Source organism: Actinocrinis sp., assembly GCF_035605935.1.
In the GTDB taxonomy this organism is placed as follows: Bacteria; Actinomycetota; Actinomycetes; order Streptomycetales; family Catenulisporaceae; genus Actinocrinis.
In genome coordinates this window covers 1-18956 of sequence record NZ_DATNGK010000022.1, presented here as the reverse complement: position 1 = coordinate 18956, position 18956 = coordinate 1, and the positions used below count along the sequence as shown (strand labels likewise).

Below are 18956 nucleotides of genomic sequence, written 5' to 3'. Positions count from 1 at the left end.
ATGAACACCGGATCAGTGCCGGACCGAATGTTAGTCCCGCGATCTATCCGGCCGGTAGTGGATTCACTCTTCCGGGCTGCACTTTTGCCGGATCGTGACGACATAGGATCAGAGCGTGGAAATCAGTGACCTAGCCGTGATCATCCCGGCGTTCGACGAGCAGGCCAGGATCGCGGCCACAGTCGAGGCCGCGGCCAAGGTGCCCGGCGTCGATCTGGTGTTGGTTGTGGACGACGGCTCGGCGGACGGAACCGCGCGAATCGCACGCGAGTGCGGTGCCGTCGTGGTCCGGCACTCACGCAACCGCGGCAAGGCGGCGGCGATGGAAAGCGGAGCGGCCGCGGTCGCCGCGATCGAGGGCCGCGAAGGCCGCGGCGAGCCCCGGCTGCTGCTGTTCCTCGACGGCGACCTGGAAGCCACCGCCGGCAACGCCGGGCCGCTGGCCGAGCCGGTGCGCTCGGGCGCGGCCGGCATGACCATCGCGACATTGCCGCCACAGCCGGGCGGCGGACACGGCCTCGTGGTGCGGCTGGCTCGCGACGGCATCCGCGCCGCGGTCGGCTTCGAGGCGCGTCAGCCGCTGTCCGGGCAGCGCTGCCTGAGCCGCGCGGCCTTCGAGGCGGCGCTGCCGCTGGCCCGCGGCTTCGGCGTGGAGACCGGACTGACCATCGACGTGCTGCGGGCCGGCTACCGGATCGCCGAGGTCGAGGTGGAGTTCCGGCACCGGGTCACCGGCACCGACCTCGCCGCGCAACTGCACCGCGCCCGGCAGTACCGGGACGTCGCGCTGGCGCTGGCGACTCGGCGCCTCCCGGCCGAGCTGCGCCCGGCGACCTGGCGCGGCCGTCGCTCGGGATGACGGCCGTAACAACGGCGAACCGGCGCGGTCGGCTCGGGCTCGTCCTGATCACCGCTTCCCTGGCGCTGATCGTGCTCACCGGACTGCTCGGGCCGTCCGTCGCCGAAGCCGCGCTGCCCGGCCGCATAGCCGGGCCGCCGTTCTGGTTCAGCGCCGGGCCGCCGGCCTGGCTGGTGACCGCGCTGCCTGATCTCGCCCTCGGTTCCGGCGCGGCCGGGCTGGTGCTCGCCTGGTCCGCGCTGCGGCGGGGGTGGGCTCCGCGCCTCAGGGGTCTGATCGCGGGCTCCTGGGCGGCCGCCGGAGCGATGGTGCTCGTACCGCCGATGCTTTCCGCCGACCATCTCGTCTACGCCGCCTACGGCCGTCTGGTGACCACCGGCGGAAACCCGTACACCGAGACTGCCGCCACGCTCGCCGCGCATGGCGACCCGGTCGGCCTGGCGGTCCAGCCGCCGTGGACCAACACCTCTTCCGTCTACGGACCGCTGGCCACCGCCGAGCAGGCGCTGGCCTCGTGGATCGGCGGCGACTCCATCCACACCGCCGTCTTCGTGCTCGCCCTTCTCGGCGCGGCGGCGTTCGTCGCGATGGGCGCGATGCTGCGGCGACTCGGCGATCCGGTACGGGTGACCGTGCTATTCGGTCTCAATCCGCTGCTGCTGCTGGAGACGGTGAACGCGGCGCACCTGGACGCCTTCGCGGTCTTCTTCGCGGTCGCGGGACTCTACGCGCTGCACCGGCGTCAGGACGCCCTCGGCGCGGCGCTCGCGGGCGCGCTGATCGGTCTGGGCTGCGCGGCCAAGCTCTCGCTCGGCTTGGCCGTTCTGGCGGGGATCTGGGGGCTGCGACGCCGCTGGCGCAGTGCAGGCGTCTTCGTGTTCTGCGCTGCTGTCGTCGGCGGACTGACATACCTGTCTTACGGACGGGTCGCGCTGCAGCCGGCGCGTGAAGCGGCACGCATGGTCTCGCTCGGTTCGGCGTGGCGACCACTGCTCGCGCCGCTTCAGCACGCGGTAGGCGACGGCACGGCCAGGGACCTGATCTCCGCGTTCGGCTGGCTTGTGCTCGTCCTGCTGGTCGTGTTGCTCGCCCCGCTGCTGCGCGCACGCCGTGCCGATCTGGCCGGAGCTGATCTAGAGACGTCTGGCTTAAGCCGTGCCGATGTGGAAAGGGCTGCATCGCCTGGCGTTCAGGCGGCACACGCGCTCGCTCTGCTCGGCATCGCGTGGGTCCTGGCGGCGCCCTACACGCTGCCTTGGTACGACATCGTCGCGTGGGCGCCGTTGGTCGTGTGCGCGTCCGGCCCGCTGGATCTGCTGCTCATCGCGCGCACCACGCTCCTCGCCGCGGCCTACGTGCCCGGCCTCGACGTACCACTGCCATCGGGCGTTGCCGGCTGGGCATCCTGGATCAGAGCCGACGCCGCACCTGTGTTCTCGATCGCCGCGTTGCTCGCCTGCGTAGCGCTCGGCATCCGGCAGTGGCGCGTGCCACGCCGCTCAGCCGCCATGGCTCTGCCTCAGGCGACGTCTCAGGCGACGAAGGGCTGACCGCCGCTCTCACTCACCATGGGCTTACCGGCCGCCTGCCACGCCAGCATCCCGCCCAACACGTTCACCGTCGTGCGGCCAGCCTGATTGAGGTAACGCACCGCCTGCTCCGAACGGCCGCCGACCTTGCAGATAACGTATACATCACGATCAGCCGGCACCTCCTCCATGCGAACGACCAGTTCGCTCAGCGGCAGATGCACCGCGTCCGGCGCGTGGCCCGCCTGCCATTCGTCGTCCTCGCGCACGTCGATGAGGTAGGCGTCGGCGGGAAGAGCCGCGACGTCCACGGCGGGGTTCGGGGACTTGAAGATCATCGAGGCCTCGCTCCGTCTCTGCTGGGTCTGGTGTGGCGGGTGCGCCCTGAAGATCGGGTCAATGCAAGGTTAAGCGAAGCACAGGGCGCGCCGGATAGTTCATCGAGGGTTCCGCGGGCTCTTGACACCCGATCTGGTCTAGTCCATTTTTGGCATGCCGGGTTGTGCAAGCGCCGGTCGGATGCGGTGTCCTGGAAACCTCCGAGGAGACCGCGCACCGAACCGCGCTGCCCCGCCACGGCCAAAACCCGACTCGGGACGAAACACGGGGGCGGACTTCGGTCCCCCAAAATGCCGGGGAGGCAGGCGCCGCTGCCTCCCCGGTCCCCGGGTCGCCAGGCCGATCTCATTACCGATCAGCACCGCGTTCAAGGTAGCTTTTGCCCTGTGATCGACCTACGAGAGCTTCGTGACGAACCGGACCGCTTCCGCGCGTCCCAGCGCGCCCGCGGCGAAGATCCGGCCCTGGTGGACCAGGTGCTGGCGGCCGACGAACGGCGCCGATCGTCCTCGCTCGCGTTCGACACACTGCGCTCCGAGCAGCGCAATCTCGGCAAGCAGATCCCGAAGGCCACCGGCGAGGAGAAGGCCGCGCTGCTTGCGCGGGCCAACGAACTCGCCGCGGCGGTCAAGGCCGCGGACGCCGAGCAGAGCGAGGCCGTGGAAGAAGCGCGCCAGCTCGCCCTCGGGCTCTCCAATTTGGTCGAGGAGGGCGTGCCCGAAGGCGGCGAGGACGACTACGTGGTCCTCGAGCACGTCGGCACCCCGCGCGACTTCACCGCCGAAGGCTTCGAGCCGCGCGACCATGTCGAGCTCGGCCGGATCCTCGGCGCGATCGACTTGGAGCGCGGGGCCAAGGTCGGCGGTGCGCGTCAGTACTACCTGACCGGGGTCGGCGCGCTGCTGGAGTTCGCGCTGCTCAACCTCGCCATGGAGCAGGCGCTCGGGTACGGCTTCACCCCGGTCGTCACGCCGTCGCTGGTCAAGCCCGCGGCGATGCAGGGCACTGGTTTCCTCGGCCAGGCCGCGGAGAACGTCTACCACCTCGCCGAGGACGACCTGTACCTGGTCGGGACCTCGGAGGTGCCGCTGGCGGCGTATCACATGGACGAGATCCTCGACGCCTCCGCGCTACCGCTGCGGTACGCCGGCTACTCGTCCTGCTATCGGCGCGAAGCCGGCTCCTACGGCAAGGACACCCGTGGAATCATCCGCGTGCACCAGTTCGAGAAGGTCGAGATGTTCTCGTTCTGCGCTCCCGAGGACGCGCTCGACGAACATCGCCGGCTGCTCGGCTGGGAGAAGGAGTTCCTCGACCGGCTCGAACTGCCATTCCGGGTGATCGACGTGGCGGCCGGCGACCTCGGCTCCTCGGCCGCGCGCAAGTTCGACTGCGAGGCGTGGATCCCGACCCAGGGCCGCTACCGCGAGGTGACTTCGACCTCGAACTGCACCGGATTCCAGGCCCGCCGGCTTTCAGTGCGGCTGCGCGACGCCGACGGCGTGCGCCCGCTGGCCACGCTCAACGGCACGCTGTGCGCCATGCCGCGCACGATCGTGGCCATCCTGGAGAACCATCAGCAGGCTGACGGGTCGGTCCGGGTGCCGCAGGCGCTGCGGCCGTATCTCGGCGGCCGCGAGGTTCTCAGCCCCCTGGCCAAGTAACCGGCTGACTAAGTCGGCGCTGACCTTAACCGACCGGTTTGAGCCGGTTTGTCAAGGCCAGACTGTCCGGCCTTTGAGATGGCATGGCGGGAGGGGAGCGCGTTCCGCAAAACGCGCTCCCCCGGCGTGCGCGCGGGCGTAAGGTACCGCCATGCCACGCCACTCACCGCTGGCGGCACTGCTTCGGCGGTATGGGATCGCCGATGTGCTCGGGTTCAAACCGCTCGACGAGGGCCTGCTCAACCGCGCCTTCGTGGTGAGCACCGGCTCCGGCCGGCTGTTCCTGAAGCACTACCTGGATCAGGAGCCGCATACGATCCGGTCGCAGCACGCCGCGACGGCCGCCCTCGCCGCGCGCGGACTGCCGGTGGTCGCTCCGTTGACCGACCTGTCCGGCAGGACCCTCAATCGCTATGGATCGCGCTTGTTCGCACTCTATCCATGGGTTGACGGCGAGCATCGGCCCGGCCTCACCTTCGAACTCGAACAATGCCGGGCCCTCGGCGCGCTGCTCGGCCGGCTGCACGACGCGCTCGCCGGCATCCTCGGCCCGGCCGCCCAACCGCTGGCGCAGCCGACGACGCAGGTGGCCGAGGCGCGAGCCAAGGCCCTGCGATTGCTGGACCTGCTGAATAACCGGCCGATACGCGAGGGCATCGACGACCTGGCCGAGTTCCGGTTGGTGGAACGGCTGGGTCTGCTCGACAAGCTGGCGCATCGGCGGCCGACCGATCTGGCGCAGTTGACGGTCGGCCATGTGCACGGGGACTTCCACGGTCTCAATGTTTTTCATCGCGCGGACGGCGAGGTCTGCGCGGTGGTCGACTGGGACCGGCTCGGCGTGCAGCCGTATGGCGAGGAGCTGGTGCGCTCCGCGCTCATCCTGTTCGTGGATCCGCACGACGGCCAGCTCGACCTCGCCCGCGTGCGCGAGTACGTGCGCGGATACGTTGATGTGCGGCCGTGGATGGCAGACGAGCTGACCGCGGCCGTGCACCGGCTGTGGTGGGAACGGCTGACCGACTTCTGGATGCTCAGTTGGCGCTATGAACGCCAGGATGCACGCACCGACGAGCAGTTCCCGGCCGCCTCGGCGCTCGTGGTGTGGTGGACGCACCACTACGAAAAAGTGCTGGACGCGTTCTGCGGCCGTTGAGCTCGCTACGCAGAGTGTTGAGCTAGTGGCAGGGTTCTTAGCGCAGAACCCTTAGTACAGATTCTGAGTGCGGGGCCGCGGTTATTGAGCGCACTGATACCGCAACAGCTCCACGCCGTTGCCGAAGGTTCTGCTTTCCAGCAGCCGGAAATCCGTCCGCGCGGTGCCCTGGGGAAACAGCGGTTTGCCGGCGCCGAGCACGACCGGCTGGATGTAGAGCCGATACTCATCGATCAGCCCGTGCCGCAAGAAGGCCGAGGCGAGGTCGGCGCCGCCGAGCGCCAGGTCCCCGCCCGGTTCCGCTTTCAGCCGGCGGACCTCCTCCGGAACGACTTCGCGCACGACCCTGGCATTCCAGTCCAAGTCCGTCTGTGGCAGGGTCCTGGAATAGACCAGCTTCGGCATTTCACGCCAGATCCGCGCGAACTCGACGATCGGAGCGGGCGCGTCAGGATCCTGGTCCGCGGTTGGCCAGTACCCGACCATCAGCTCATGCATCACGCGTCCGTTGAGGAACGCGCCCATCGAACCCAGGTACTGGTTGAAGTGGGAGTGCAGTTCCTCGTCGACCAGGTGCCAGTCCAGCTCGCCGTGCGGTCCCTCAATGAATCCATCGAGGGACACGCAGAGTTGAACGACGACTTTTCGCATCACACTTCCCGGAGCCTGGTAGGCGTGGCTTACAGGTACGGACCGGACACCACGGCGTTACCGGGCTGCGCCTGGTCCACGGACATGCCGGGCGGCAGCGCCCTGCGCATCTGCTCCAGTTGCGCCCGCGCCGCCATCTGCTGCGCGAACAGCGCGGTCTGGATGCCGTGGAAGAGCCCTTCCAGCCAGCCGACCAGTTGCGCCTGGGCGATGCGCAACTCCGCCTCGCTGGGCACGCCTTCCTCGGCGAACGGCAGCGAGAGCCGCTCAAGCTCGCTGATCAGCTCGGGCGCGAGGCCCTTTTCGAGCTCGGCGATCGAGGACTTGTGAATCTCCTTGAGCCGCACCCGGCTGGCCTCGTCGAGCGGCGCCGCGCGCACTTCTTCGAGCAACTGCTTGATCATCGAGCCGATCCGCATCACCTTCGCGGGCTGCTCGACCATCTCGGCCACGCTGGTCGGGTCCTCGCCGTTGCGCTCGTCTGCCTGCTCTTCGGGCTCCGCGCCGGCCTCGAGCACCGGGTGCCCGTCGGGGCCGACCACGACGTAGCCGCCGGTCCGGTAGTCGGTCTGGTCCTGGTATTCCGAGTCCTGCGCGTTCATCGGCTGCTCCGGCGGGAGGGCGGTTCGGCGGTTGACAGGCATGATTTATCTAACGAGCAGCACTTTACCGACGTGCCCCGACGATTCGACGAGCCGGTGCGCCGCAGCGGCCTCGGCCATGGGAAAGCGCTGGTCGGCGACGACGGTCAAGGTGCCGGATTCGGTGAGCGGCCAAACATGTTCACGCACCGAGGCCACGATCGCGGCCTTTTCGGCGACCGGACGAGCGCGCAGGCCGGTCGCCAGGATCGCGGCGCGCTTGCCCATCAGCCGGCCGAGATCCAGTTCGCCGCGCACGCCACCCTGAAGCCCGATGACGACCAGGCGCCCGTTGACTGCCAACGCATCGAGGTTGCGGCCTAAGTAAGCAGCACCCATGTTGTCCAGGATCACGTCCGCGCCGTGCCCGGCCGTGATCTCGCTCAGCCGCTCAACGAAGTCCTCGGTGCGGTAATTGATCGCCGCATCCGCGCCCAGGTCGCGGCAGCGCGCCACCTTCTCCGGCGAACCCGCGGTCGCCACGACGCGCGCGCCGAGCGCCTTGGCGAGCTGGATCGCGGTCGTGCCGATGCCGCCGGCACCGCCATGGACGAGCAGGGTCTCGCGCGGCTGGAGCCCGGCGCCCATGAACACATTCGACCAGACCGTGCAGACGGCCTCCGGAAGGCCTGCCGCCGAAACGAGGTCGACCCCCTTCGGTACCGGAAGCACCTGACCGGCCGGCACTACCACCCGTTCGGCGTAACCGCCCCCGGCGAGCAGCGCGCACACCTCGTCGCCGAGGTCCCAACCCGTGACGCCGTCCCCAAGAGCCGCGATCCGGCCCGAGCACTCCAGACCCAGGATGTCGCTGGCGCCGGCCGGCGGCGGGTAGAAGCCAGCGCGCTGCAACAGATCGGCGCGGTTCACCGCGCTCGCGGCGACCTCGATCAGCACCTCGCCTACTCCGGGTACCGGATCGGGAACGTCCGTCCAGTCGAGTACGTCAGGACCGCCAGGTTCCGTGATCTGGATCGCCTTCATGACGCCCACCCTAGGACCTCGCGCGGCGAAGCTTCTGGCCGCCATGGCCCATCGCCGCGGGCGTCCGAGTGCGATCCGCGACTCCGGTCAGGCTTCGTGCGCCTTCTCGTGAGCCTGTGCGTGCGCCTCAGCCGCAGCAGTGAGCGTGGCGGCAACGCTGTCCAGCCCGTCGAGGCTTCCGCCGATCCCCAGCGCATAACCGGCCAGGAAGGTGGTCAGCGGCGCGGCTGGGCGAGCGACCGAGTGCGCGGCCACTCGGGCCAGTTCGAGCAGGGCCGTCTGCTGCTCGGCGGTCAGCGCGAGTTCGGGGCGGCCGAGTTCGGCAGCCGCCTCGCCGAGCCAGGAGTCGAACATGCGCTGTCAGTTCCCTTCCTCAGCCTGCACCGGGACCGTCGATCACGGTCCGGGGTGCGGAAGCGGCGATTCGGCGCGCCGCGTCCACATCCTCCCAGGTGTCGCAGTCCAGCACGGCATTCCCCGTCTGTGCGATCCGAAGCAGCCGCAGATCACCGACCAGCCGACGCAGCGGGAGGCCGTGCACCCCGTCTTGCCCGTACTCAGCGACCTTCGATCGGAGCGTGTCGCGTCGGTACACCGCCGCCAACCATTGCTCACGCCCTTCCGCATCCACGGCGACCGCGCCGTCGCAGCTAGTCTCCACTTTGGCGGCCGCTGTCCACAGGCTGTGGACAGTCTCGGCGGTCAGGAAGGGAAGGTCGGCGGCGAAAACGCCGATCCAACGGCTCCACCGGCCGGTAGATCCCGGAAGCGCACTTAGGCCCGCCGCGATGGCCGCCGCCGGCCCGCCACCAGGCGGCTCTTCACGGACCCAACGCACGTCGCGTTCTGTCGTGCGCGGCGGTCCCACGACGACGATTTCCCCCGAGCTGCCCACGCCGGTGAGAGCCGCGCAGGCCTCGATGACCCGATCGAGCAGGGTCTTCCCCCCGATTTCGACCATCGGCTTGTCCACCCCGCGCAGCCGGCGCGCTTCGCCGCCCGCGAGTATCAGAACGTCCACCCGCCCAGTAAACGCACTCCGAGGGACCGTCCGCTACGCGGCGAGCGACTGGCTCGGCTTCAAGTCCCGCTCGAAGTGGATCATCGCGCCGCGCGCGGGGTGATTGCGGATGTCGACCCGATCGCACAGAGCCTCGATCAGCATCAGCCCTCGTCCGCCCTCAGGGGTATCCGCGATGCTCACCGCCGCGATCCGCGCCGGCCGCTTGTTTTTCGCCGTCGCCGTGTGCTCAGTAAGCCGGCGCGGAGCGAATCCGACCCCGTTGTCGATCACGTCGATCCAGCAGCGCTCGTCGCTGATCCCGGCCGCGACCCAGTAGCCCTCGGCCTGCCCGGCGTGCTCGATGACGTTCGCGCACGCCTCGGTCAGCGCCACGCCCAGATCGAAGGAGACCTCGGGATCCATCCCGGCGAGCGTCGCGGTATCCCGCAGCATCCGCCGGGCCTTCCCCACGCTCTCCGCCTCTCGGGGCAGCAGCAGGGTCCAGTTGACGTCCACGAGCCACAACCTCCCACGGTCGAGGGGCACGCAGTTACGTATTACCGCTAGTGCGCATCAATACGCGCTCGAAGAGCGTGAAACGCGACACCGTGTCGTAACGGGATCACTCATAAGGCTGTACGCCGCCCTCTAAAGGCCTTCTCGAGACAGCGGCACATCGCGGCCTTGAGGAGGGATACGGTGGTGACCATGTCCGTTGAGCAACCACTCCGTTACGCGTACCTCGGGCCGGAAGGCACGTTCACCGAGGCGGCGCTGCTCGCTCTGCCGGAGTCTGGGTCGGTCGAGCCGGTGCCGTGTCCGACGGTGCCGGCCGCGCTTGAAGCGGTACGTCGCGGTGAATGTACGGCCGCCATCGTCGCCATGGAGAGCTCAGTCGAGGGTGCGGTAACCGCGACCATAGACGAATTGGCCTCCGGTGAACCGCTGGTCATCGTGCGCGAATTGTTGCTTTCCGTTAGCTTCGCGCTGCTCGTGCGGCCCGGTACCGCGATCGAGGACATCAAGACGGTCGCCAGCCACCCGGTAGCCGAGCCGCAGTGTCGACGCTGGCTCAGCGAGAACCTGCCCGACGCGCGCTGGGAAGCCGCCACTTCGAACGCGCACGCGGCCCGCCAGGTGCAGGACGGGGTATACGACGCGGCGCTGGCGGGTTCGTTCGCGGCCCCGCGCTACGGGCTTGAGGTGCTGGCCGAGCCGGTGCACGACATCGCCGGCGCACAGACCCGATTCGTGCTGGTGACCAGGCCCGGCCCCGTGCCGCCGCCGACCGGAGTGGACAAGACCTCGATTACGGTCGGTTTGCGCGACAACCACCCCGGCGAGCTGATGGAAATTCTGGAGCAGTTCGCGACCCGCGGCGTGAACCTCAGCCGGATCGAATCCCGGCCGACCGGGCAGGGTATGGGCCGCTATTTCTTCTTCATCGACTGCGAAGGACATATCGCGGACGCGCGGGTCGGCGAGGCGTTGATGGGGCTGCGCAGGTCGAGCGCGAACCTGCGTTTCCTCGGCTCGTATCCGCGGGCTGACGGCCAGGCCCCGGCGGTGCGATTCGGCACCAGCGACGAGGAATTCGCGGCGGCGCGCGCGTGGCTCGACGACGCCCGCGGCGGCGGCGCGGAGTGACGCCGGGGCAGGTCGCGCATAACGTTGTGAGGCGCCGCTACTGATACTGCGTCAGGCGCCGCAATGCGGAATGCAATGCCGAATGCATCGTCACAAGGACGGCAAGTTCCCGCCAGAGGTCTCACCTGGCGTCTTGGGTCGGTTACGCTAGGCCACAAGACTGATTCCCGGCCGTTCGCACGTTTGTCGAACGGCGGCGTCGGAGAGACGGCGCAGGGCGGCGTAAGAGGGCGTACCGGGGCGGGATGTCCGCCAGGCCGCGTCGGCGCGGGGAACAGCGCGCAGTCCAGCGAGCACAGTCCGACGCACGAGGGGGTTGACATTGGCGCTCGTAGTCGTGGTTCCGGGACCGAGCGGACCAGGCGGCTCCCGATCGCCCGGCGCGCGGTCGCTCGGACCGATCTCCGTGGGACCGCTGTCGGTCGGTCCTGTCTCAGTCGGCCCGCTTTCCGTCGGCTCCGGGGTGCGCCGCACCGATCCGGTACAGCGTGTCGTCACTGCCCTGTCATCGTCGGTGCGCGCGGTACGAGGTCCGGTGCCGCGAGCGGGGGACGTAGTAGTGCTCGACTTCGCCGACCTGTTCGCGAGGCGTCCCACGGAGCACGATGCGGAGACTTACCCAGGCGCCGGAAAGGCGTCGGCGGAGCCGAAAGCAGAACCGAAAGGCGCCGCGGCGCCCGTCGACGCCGATGAACTGGCCGAGACACTGCTGAGCGGTTGGTGGACCTCGGCGACCCGGATCGGCACGTTGGAGTCGCACGCGGACCGGCGGCGCCGGCCGGCCCACCAGCCAGAAACGCAGAACTCGACATCTCAGAGTGCGGCGCTCTCCGCCGCGCTGGGCAGCAGCGCCTACTTCCGTGGCTCACCGGAGCTGGCCGGGGCGGAGGCCCGCGCGCTGAGCCGCTACCTGACCGACCTGAAACTGCGTCACGAGGTGCGGGACCGGACCCAAGCGGCGATCCTGCCGGACACCAAGGTCGTCGTTGGCCACGGAATCGGTGCGCTGATCGCTTACGAGGCGCTGTGCGCGCTCAGCGACGCGGTCTCGGTCGCCTTCGTCTCGCTCGGCGCAGCCATGTGCGGCCCCGAGCCGGTCTTCGCCCGGCTGGAACCGGCCCCGCGCAACGAACAGGGCCACTGGCCCGCCGCGATACGCCGCTGGTCCAACGTCGTGGCGCATACCGACCCGACCGCGATGATCGCCCCGCAACTGACTGAGCGCTTCGGCCCCGGCATCGAAGACGAGGTCATCGAGATCAAGAGCAGCTGCGGGGACCTACAGCCGTACCTACTCGACCGCGCCACCGGCCGAGCCCTGGCCACCGGGTTGGCCGTCTAGCGCGAAGCCGGGCTATCCAAAGAAGCCCAAGCCCGGCGGTTCCGGCTGCGCCTGAGTCGGGTACGGCGTCGTGTACTGCATCGGACCGGATTGGATCGGAGCCGGTGATTCCGTCGCGTACACGCCCTGGGCGCTGTGCACACCCGCCGCATACGCAGATTCGGTGGCGAAGGCCGGATCGGGCGCATAGGCATGCTGCGCCGTGTAACCCGACTCTGCCGCTGCGTGGGCACCGTTCGTCGTGTGCGCCGGCTGCGGCATGTACACGTCGTGAAGCTCCCGCTCTTTGTACTGGATCTGCTCGTAGAGCCGCGCATACAAGGCATCGAGCGCCCGCTCCGCACCGAACTCGGCCAGCACTTGGCCAAGCGGGCTGGAAAGCAACGTCTCGCGCTCGACGCGCGCCTCAGCGGTGCGGGCGCGCAGCCATATCAAGCGCTGCCGCAGCCACAGCTGGCGCTCCTCGCCGCCCATCTCCGGGCCCTCGGCGCTGATTACCGCCCATTCCTCGGCCAGACGCTGCAACTCGTACAAGTCGGCCCGGCGGTACGCGTCGTTCACCCGCGTTATGAACGCGTTGCGCCGCTCCTTCTCCCGGGGATCCTGCGTGAAGTCCGGGTGGGCACGCCGAGCCAGGTCGCGGTAGAGCCGCTGGAGGGTCTTGGCAGGGTCGTTGCTCTGCGTCTGCTCCTCGACCGGCTCGGTGAAGCGCAGTGTGCTCGCGTACTCCGGGTCGATCAGCGGCGCCGGTTCCGGCTCGCCGGTCGGCAGCGGATCCGTCAGCGGGTCGAACGTAGGCTGACCCGAAGATCCGTACCTCAGTTCGTATGCGCGGCGAGCCTGTTCCGGATCGCCGGTCATCGCGGCCTTCGCCTCGGCGATCAACAGGTCGAGCTGGTCGAGCCGGTCGTAGAGCGGCCCGAGATGATGGTGGTGCAGCCTGGTCAGCCGGTCGAGGTCGAGCCTGCTGGTCTCCAATGCGATCTGCGCCTCGGCGAGTGCCGATTCGGCGGTAGCTACGGTTTCCTCCAGCGACGGCGCCGCCTGACCCCCCGTGGGCGGTGGTGCCGTGCCGAAGGGGTTGGCTGCCGTGGCAGACGTCGTGGAGACGTCCATGGCCCCTCCTTGCTGCGTCCTTACGCGGTAAAGATATCGGCGGCCGGCGCAGACGCCATGGGGCGGGCGGCGTCTGACGCAGGATCGATATCTAAGCGGCGCGATGCTCCGGGCGGTAACCACCTGGTCACGGTCACGGTCGTGCGGCCTTCTCGGTTCAATCGGCCGGTGCATTGGTTCAATGATTGGCCCCGGACAGGTTGAGCCCGACCACCCCCGCCACGATCAGCGAGATGGAAAGGATCTTCACCGGGGAACTGCTCTCGTCGAGAAACAACATTCCGAACAGCACTGTTCCGGCCGCGCCGATCCCGGTCCACACCGCGTACGCGGGGCCGACCTCCAGCCGGCGCAACGCCGAGGTAAGCAGACCGAAGGAGGCGAGCGCGAACAGCGCGAAGCCGATCGTGGGCCAGATCCGGCTGAAGCCGTCGCTCATTTTCAGACAGACCGCGAACCCGGTCTCCAGGAGACCGGCGATGATGACGAGGAGCCAGGCCATGCTCCCAGTCTCCGGGGGCGCGCGGTCCCGCACAAATACTCAAACCAGACGAACCCCTTCCTTCGGTTGGATCCCCGGCGTGTCCGGGGAAAAGCGGCCGATCACATCATGCATCAGTCATAAGGGCGCATGGGGTGGCCGACTGGGGGCGGTTGGGTCACGCTCGTTGGGTGGGCGCCAGCTGGAGCGGCCGGGAGGAAGGGTGGTGGCGGTGGCGATGTCGATAGGCGGATCGACCCGGGGCACGCCGATGGAGCGGGCGGTGAATATCGGCCCGGTGCTCTCCGAACGGCTCAGTTCCGTCGGCATCGATACCCTTGAGCAGCTCAAACAGCTCGGTGCGCTGCAGGCCTGGGAGCTGATCGCGGACAAGACCCCCGGCGAGGAGTGCGTGCACACCCTGCTCGCGCTGGAAGGGGCGATCCGCTCGGTCCGCTGGACTGCCATCAGCAGGCCTGAGCGGGACCGGCTGCTCGCTGCAGCCGGGCTGCGCTGATCAGACACGACCTGTGATCATCCGACGATCGAGCCGGATTGGAGCGCGGCCCACGTCTGCGCGTTCATCGTTCCGGTGGGTGCTACGCCGACCCGGGTCTGGTAGCTGGCTACCGCGAGGAACGTCGCCTGGTCGTAGCGCCCGCTGACGTTGAGCCCGGCACCTTCCGCGCTGTTGAGCGCTTCCTGGAGCCGCTTGACGTCGCCGGAGCGCTGCCCGACGTGCAGGTTCGGCTGCGAGCCCGCGGCGATCAGCGCGGTGAGCGTCGACCGGCCGACGGTGCCGGATGGATCGCCGGTCACCTGGGCCTTGGCCTGGAACGAGATGACCGCCTGTGCAGTCGCCTGGTCGTACTGCCCGGTGATGTCGCCGTGGTAGTAGCCGAGTTGCCGCAGCCGGGTCTGTACGTAGTGGACGTACGTGCCGGTCGAGCCAAGTGACAGCGGAAGCGTCGTGCCGCCATTCCCCTGCATCGACGCGGCCGGCGAGGGCGACGGGCTGGCGGAGGGAGACGGCTCCGCCGAACCGGGTGCGAGCGCGACGCTGCCCAGGCTCGGCTGCGTCGAGACCACGGCGGAGGGTGTACTCGACGCGGTGCTGCCGGCACCTGCGGCGTTCCCCGTGTCCTTGCTGCCGATGTAAAGCAGGCCGAGGATTACCGCCGACGCCGCGACGACTGCGCCGATGGTGCCCCAGAGCACCGGCTTGCGCATACCGGGCTCGTCGTCGTTCCACTCATCAGTCGCTTCGTTACCGGGTCCGGGTGGGTAGACCCCTCCGCCGGGATGCGACGGAAGGACGGTCGTCTTCTCCGGCGTACCGCTGAACGAGTTGAACTGCTGCGATCCAGGCGGCGGCATCCGGTAATCGGCCTCGACCGGCGGGATCATCTGCGTCAGGCTGTGCGGATTGATCTGCCCGTCCGGCTGCCGGAACAGCGATTCGAACGCGGATTCGGGCGGCTGTGCATGGGTGGGAAGGTGCGCAGGCGAGGCCGAGAAGAAGCCCTGTTGCATGCTGGTCGCCGCGACCGCTTCCGCGGGAACCACCTCATAAGGGGTGCCGCACATCCGGCAGAACCGGCCTTCCACCGGCTCGCCACAGGAGCTGCAGTAGCTCACCGCTCGTCACGCTCCATAGGTAGCCCGTGAGTCAATGCCTTATCCCGCCGCCCCGACTGCCGGTCGGCAACTGTAGTACGGCTGTGCGCGTGTCCGGTACATCTACTACCGACCCTTTGCTCTCCTGCGACAGGACTGTCACATTGTGCGTCCGGGATGCTATCGCCCCGATAAGTCCGGATAGTCCGATTCCGACCCGCGTCGGCGTAGTACTTCGAATGTGTCACACGTGCGGCGCCGCCGAGGCGGTTCACCGCAAGTCTGAAGGACGACCTGTACATCGTGGCGCTTCGCGCGCTGCGCTGGGCAAGTAGCGCCCTACAAATACTGGCGCGCGGCGGCTACGGCCTGCGCCCCATAAGAGGAGCCGAACAGCACTGCGTGCACCAGAAGCGGATGCAACTGGTGTAGGCCAACGCGCTCGCGCCAGTCCTCGTCCAATGGATGCACCTCGTCGTACGCGGCGATGATCGTGTCCAGATGCGGCGGCTCGAACAGCGCCATCATCGCCAGATCGGTCTCCCGGTGACCGCCGTGCGCCGCCGGGTCGATCAGCCAGGCGCGGCCGCGGGTGTCCCAGTGGATATTGCCCGCCCACAGATCCCCGTGGATCCGGGCCGGCAGCTCCGGCGGCCCGGCCAGATCTTCGATCCGGTCGCACACCCGCTCGATGACGGCCGCGCCGTCCGCGTCGACCGAACCGCGCTCCACCGCAGCGCGCAGGTAAGGCAGCACTCTGCGCCGCGTATAGAAGCCCGGCCACTCCTCTTCTTCGGTGTTGTCCATCGGCAGCGCGCCGACGAAGCCGGGCCAGGAGGCGCCGTACGACTGCGCGCCGCGCGCGTGCAGCGTCGCCAGTTGCCGTCCGAACTCCTCCGCGCCCTGCGGCGTCGCGCGGCCGGGCGTGATCCAGGTGGTCACCAGCAATGAGTCGCTGAGCCCGAGCACTTCGGGCACAGGCACGCCCTCCGCCTCGCGCAGCCAGCGCAGCCCGGCCGCCTCCGAGGCGAGGAACTCCGGGTCCTGGCCCCCGGTGGCCTTGACGAAGACGTTGCCGCCGGCGAGCAGCGAGACTCGGTACGTACCCGCACCACCGGCGCCGGTGCCGAGCGCAGTCACCCCGGCCACAGCGCCCCCGAGCACCGCGGCCACCTGGTCGCCGATCACCCTGCCCTCGTCTCCAAAGCCAACCCGATGTGCGACAGCAGGCCCGGTATCGCGTCCTGCACCATCGCCAGGCATTCTTCGAAGCCTGCTAGAGAACCGTAGTACGGATCCGGTACGTCAAGCCGGTCGGGCCCCGCGGCCGGGTCGAACTCGCGCAGTAGGCGCAATTCGGCCAGGTGCGCCCGGTCTTGTTCGGAGCTGGTTTTCACTGATTCGGCGGCGGCGGTGCGATCCGAAGGGTTGCCGGCTCTGGTACCCCAGGTTCCGGAAAGCGACGAGGCCCAGCGCCGCAGGGTGCGCAGATGTCCGTGGTCCAATGCGATCACCAAGTCCCTGCGCAGCAACTCGGCCGGCTGGAATTGGCGTGCTACATGCCGCGACGGATACCCGTGGCGGGCAAGCACTCGCACCGTGCGCGGATCCGCGCCGTCGCCCACATGCCAGTCGCCGGTACCGGCGCTGTCCACTTCGACGACGTCCGACAGCCCGGCCTCGGCGACACGCGCGCGCAGCACCCACTCCGCCATCGGCGAGCGGCAAATGTTGCCCGTGCAGACAAAGCAGACCCGGTACAGACCCCGGGTCTGCTTGCCACCGTGCGAGCGTTGCAGAGCACTGCGCTCGCCGTCCCGGTGGTCCGCACCGGTACGGATGTCTGCGTCGTTGTTCACTGGTCTTGTTCTTCGGTCATGATCGTGTACCCGGACCTTGAGCTTCGAGCGCTGTCTCCACGCCTACTTACGCTTCTCGTCGGGCAGCACCGCGTGCAAGATCAGCGAGACGGCGGTGATGATCAGCGACCCGAGCAGCGCGTATCCGAAGTTCTGCACATGGAAGCGCACCGCGAAGTGGTCGGAGATCTTCGAGGTCAGCAACAGCATGAGAGCGTTGATGATGAAGGTGAACAGCCCCAATGTGAGCAGCAGGATGCCGAAGCTGAAGAGCTTGACGAGCGGCCTGATGAACGTGTTCACCAGGCCGAAGATGAGCGCGACCAGCAGCACTGTCCACACCAGTTGGAAGCCTGTGCCCTGGAACGCGATGCCTGACTTGACCACGATTGAGGCCACGTACAGGCCCACCGCGTTCACCAGGATCTTGATCACGAATTTCTTCATGGCCGCATGTTCCCGCAAGTAGCGCGCTTCGGCCAAGAAGGTGTGGCAAGCTGTTGTAGAAGGGTACGGGTGGCGCTCGCAGAGCGTTGTGTATCACCCATCCGCGTCAGAGCCCGCCGCAAAAACGGGCATTTTGTGCGACACAGGATATGATCGACGCCATGACAGCAGTGGATGACCGGCTCGGCCACATGGTCAAGAGCCTTGAGCAAGAGCTCTCCGGAGCGAAGGACGCGGCACTGCGCCCGATGGGCCTGACCGTCCCGCAATACTCGGCGCTGTTGGTGATCGCTGACACGCCCGGTATCAGTGGTGCGGAGCTTGCCCGAAGGTGCTTGGTGACCCCGCAGACGATGACCACGGTTCTGGGCAACCTGACCGTCAAGGGTCTCATCGAGCGGCGCACCGTACCGGGTCAGGGCCGCGCGATGGAGACGAACATCACCGCGGCGGGCAAGAGATTGCTCGGCCGCGCCGACAAGAAGATCCTCGAGGTCGAGGAGCTGCTCAACGGGCAGCTCAGCAAGGCGGACCAGCAGTCGCTGCGCAAGCTGCTGGAGAAGTGCCGCAGCGCGTTCGCCACCGTGACCGCTCAGGTCGAGGCGGAGGAAACTCCTGCCCCGGCTGCGCGTCCGGCTCGTAAGGCGACCGCGAAGAAGGCACCTGCCGCCGCCAAGAGGCCCGCCAAGAAGGCCGCAACGAAGCGCGCTTCAACCCGCGCCAAGAAGGCCTGACCCGCGATCCCGACAGCCGGTGTACATCACGGCCGTCACAACTGACTGCTGCGATAGTGCGGCAGCAGTCAATGCTCTGCCGTATCAGAGGTTTCAGTGCGACACTCTGGTATCAAGCAGCAGCAGAAGCAACAGCAGTAAAGCGTGACAACGCTTGGAAACACCAGCCGCGCCCACAGCACGCAAGCGCTGTGCGGCGAGGCGCTCAACAGCCCGCCGGGGTGCGCTAGGTCCCGGCGGGCTTAGGCGCGTCTGAAAGGTGTCGCCGGGGAGGCGCGTTTCGGACGTCTTGACTAACGGGGTTCGTACCGGCGAGGTCTCCAGGCGCGGGATACGTTCCTGGACGCTGGCGATGGCACTGGCGCAGGAGCCGAACGCGATATATCGTGGATCGGGAACGGGGGCGAGAGCCCGAACGTTCTTCTGGCAGACGCCGTGACGCGCGGTGTCCCGAGGCTCCTGAAGGGGTTGGGAAGGCAGATGCCAACCTGGCTTAAGGCTGTGATCGCGGTCGCCGGTGTGGTGATCGCCGCCAAGATCGTGATCGCGGTGGTCACCGCCGTGTTCAGTTCGCTGTTCTTCGTCGCGCTCGCCGTCGGGGCGGTGGGCGTGCTCTGGTATGGATACCGCCGGTTCATGAACTCGCTGCCCGCCTACCGGCGGCGGCAGATCCGCAACCGTCGCGACTACTGAGAGGGCGGCTGATCCCATTTTGGGGTCTCACGTCACGCACTATCAGCGGCGGATTGCCGCAATTGTCGGGTACGGCACGGCGAATCGGCCAAGCGGCGGGCCTGGCAAGGCGCCGGAGCATCCTCGCGCTCCTCATTCAACACCGTGGGTCGTCTGTGGATGTTTCGGCAACGCAGCCAGGGTCGTCGATCGGC

The 18956-nt window shown here is 68.3% G+C and carries 22 protein-coding genes; 9 read left to right on the top strand and 13 right to left on the bottom strand.

The window, feature by feature from the left end; translation table 11 throughout:
- Window positions 1-121 precede the first annotated feature (121 nt).
- Window positions 122-859 carry a glycosyltransferase family 2 protein gene (locus tag VN779_RS01800; RefSeq protein ID WP_349260598.1) on the top strand — a complete coding sequence of 246 codons (738 nt, stop codon included), beginning with the start codon at window positions 122-124 and terminating at the stop codon, window positions 857-859.
- Window positions 856-2409, top strand: a complete 1554-nt coding sequence (locus VN779_RS01795) for a hypothetical protein (RefSeq protein ID WP_325719461.1) — start codon at window positions 856-858, stop codon at window positions 2407-2409. Before VN779_RS01800 ends, VN779_RS01795 begins: the two co-directional genes overlap by 4 nt.
- Here VN779_RS01795 and VN779_RS01790 read toward each other — a convergent pair.
- Window positions 2391-2723 (bottom strand): rhodanese-like domain-containing protein, encoded by a 333-nt coding sequence (locus VN779_RS01790; protein ID WP_414639553.1) that lies wholly within the window; start codon window positions 2721-2723, stop codon window positions 2391-2393. The genes VN779_RS01795 and VN779_RS01790 overlap by 19 nt on opposite strands.
- Window positions 2724-3113: 390 nt before the next feature.
- Here VN779_RS01790 and serS point away from each other — a divergent pair, with 390 nt between their 5' ends.
- The gene (gene serS / locus VN779_RS01785; protein ID WP_325719458.1) at window positions 3114-4391 is read left to right on the top strand and encodes a serine--tRNA ligase; all 1278 of its coding nucleotides are present in this window, start codon (window positions 3114-3116) and stop codon (window positions 4389-4391) included.
- A gap of 151 nt (window positions 4392-4542) precedes the next feature.
- Window positions 4543-5547, top strand: a complete 1005-nt coding sequence (locus VN779_RS01780) for a phosphotransferase enzyme family protein (protein ID WP_325719456.1) — start codon at window positions 4543-4545, stop codon at window positions 5545-5547.
- 81 nt (window positions 5548-5628) lie between these two features.
- On the opposite strand, the gene VN779_RS01775 is transcribed toward VN779_RS01780, so the two are convergent.
- From VN779_RS01775 to VN779_RS01750, 6 genes are all read right to left on the bottom strand, one after another.
- Window positions 5629-6198: a dihydrofolate reductase family protein gene (locus tag VN779_RS01775; protein WP_325719454.1), complete on the bottom strand. Its 570-nt coding sequence runs from the start codon at window positions 6196-6198 to the stop codon at window positions 5629-5631.
- Between the two features lie 29 nt (window positions 6199-6227).
- The gene (locus VN779_RS01770) at window positions 6228-6800 is read right to left on the bottom strand and encodes a bacterial proteasome activator family protein (RefSeq protein WP_325719452.1); all 573 of its coding nucleotides are present in this window, start codon (window positions 6798-6800) and stop codon (window positions 6228-6230) included.
- A 45-nt stretch (window positions 6801-6845) separates the two neighbouring features.
- The gene (locus VN779_RS01765; RefSeq protein ID WP_325719450.1) at window positions 6846-7823 is read right to left on the bottom strand and encodes an NAD(P)H-quinone oxidoreductase; all 978 of its coding nucleotides are present in this window, start codon (window positions 7821-7823) and stop codon (window positions 6846-6848) included.
- Between the two features lie 87 nt (window positions 7824-7910).
- Entirely contained in the window at window positions 7911-8177 is a 267-nt protein-coding gene (locus VN779_RS01760; protein ID WP_325719448.1) for a DUF6457 domain-containing protein, read from the bottom strand.
- Between the two features lie 19 nt (window positions 8178-8196).
- Window positions 8197-8844: a molybdenum cofactor guanylyltransferase gene (gene mobA / locus VN779_RS01755; RefSeq protein ID WP_325719447.1), complete on the bottom strand. Its 648-nt coding sequence runs from the start codon at window positions 8842-8844 to the stop codon at window positions 8197-8199.
- Window positions 8845-8877: 33 nt separating this feature from the next.
- On the bottom strand, window positions 8878-9342 hold the full coding sequence (locus tag VN779_RS01750; protein ID WP_325719446.1) for an ATP-binding protein: 465 nt from the start codon (window positions 9340-9342) through the stop codon (window positions 8878-8880).
- Window positions 9343-9534: 192 nt separating this feature from the next.
- Between VN779_RS01750 and pheA the strand changes: the two genes are divergently transcribed.
- Together pheA and VN779_RS01740 are read left to right on the top strand one after the other, a co-directional pair.
- On the top strand, window positions 9535-10473 hold the full coding sequence (gene pheA / locus VN779_RS01745; protein ID WP_325719444.1) for a prephenate dehydratase: 939 nt from the start codon (window positions 9535-9537) through the stop codon (window positions 10471-10473).
- Window positions 10474-10879: 406 nt separating this feature from the next.
- Window positions 10880-11815 (top strand): hypothetical protein, encoded by a 936-nt coding sequence (locus VN779_RS01740; protein ID WP_325719443.1) that lies wholly within the window; start codon window positions 10880-10882, stop codon window positions 11813-11815.
- Between the two features lie 12 nt (window positions 11816-11827).
- Here the strand turns inward: VN779_RS01740 and VN779_RS01735 are convergent, their stop codons facing one another.
- The gene (locus VN779_RS01735) at window positions 11828-12931 is read right to left on the bottom strand and encodes a hypothetical protein (RefSeq protein WP_325719442.1); all 1104 of its coding nucleotides are present in this window, start codon (window positions 12929-12931) and stop codon (window positions 11828-11830) included.
- Between the two features lie 178 nt (window positions 12932-13109).
- Complete coding sequence (locus VN779_RS01730; RefSeq protein WP_325719440.1) at window positions 13110-13433, bottom strand: multidrug efflux SMR transporter; 324 nt, start codon at window positions 13431-13433, stop codon at window positions 13110-13112.
- Between the two features lie 217 nt (window positions 13434-13650).
- On the opposite strand from VN779_RS01730, the gene VN779_RS01725 reads away from it, so the two are divergent.
- Complete coding sequence (locus VN779_RS01725; RefSeq protein WP_325719526.1) at window positions 13651-13929, top strand: TfoX/Sxy family DNA transformation protein; 279 nt, start codon at window positions 13651-13653, stop codon at window positions 13927-13929.
- A gap of 17 nt (window positions 13930-13946) precedes the next feature.
- On the opposite strand, the gene VN779_RS01720 is transcribed toward VN779_RS01725, so the two are convergent.
- The 4 genes from VN779_RS01720 to VN779_RS01705 form a co-directional block, all read right to left on the bottom strand.
- Entirely contained in the window at window positions 13947-15050 is a 1104-nt protein-coding gene (locus VN779_RS01720; protein WP_325719438.1) for a peptidoglycan-binding protein, read from the bottom strand.
- A 318-nt stretch (window positions 15051-15368) separates the two neighbouring features.
- Window positions 15369-16217 (bottom strand): fructosamine kinase family protein, encoded by an 849-nt coding sequence (locus VN779_RS01715; RefSeq protein ID WP_325719436.1) that lies wholly within the window; start codon window positions 16215-16217, stop codon window positions 15369-15371.
- Complete coding sequence (locus VN779_RS01710; protein WP_414639552.1) at window positions 16214-16744, bottom strand: low molecular weight protein-tyrosine-phosphatase; 531 nt, start codon at window positions 16742-16744, stop codon at window positions 16214-16216. The genes VN779_RS01715 and VN779_RS01710 overlap by 4 nt, the downstream gene beginning before the upstream one ends.
- Window positions 16745-16951: 207 nt before the next feature.
- Complete coding sequence (locus VN779_RS01705) at window positions 16952-17335, bottom strand: phage holin family protein (protein WP_325719433.1); 384 nt, start codon at window positions 17333-17335, stop codon at window positions 16952-16954.
- Between the two features lie 161 nt (window positions 17336-17496).
- Between VN779_RS01705 and VN779_RS01700 the strand changes: the two genes are divergently transcribed.
- Entirely contained in the window at window positions 17497-18069 is a 573-nt protein-coding gene (locus VN779_RS01700) for a MarR family winged helix-turn-helix transcriptional regulator (protein ID WP_325719431.1), read from the top strand.
- A gap of 480 nt (window positions 18070-18549) precedes the next feature.
- Window positions 18550-18762, top strand: a complete 213-nt coding sequence (locus tag VN779_RS01695) for a hypothetical protein (RefSeq protein WP_325719429.1) — start codon at window positions 18550-18552, stop codon at window positions 18760-18762.
- The last annotated feature ends 194 nt before the right edge of the window (window positions 18763-18956 follow it).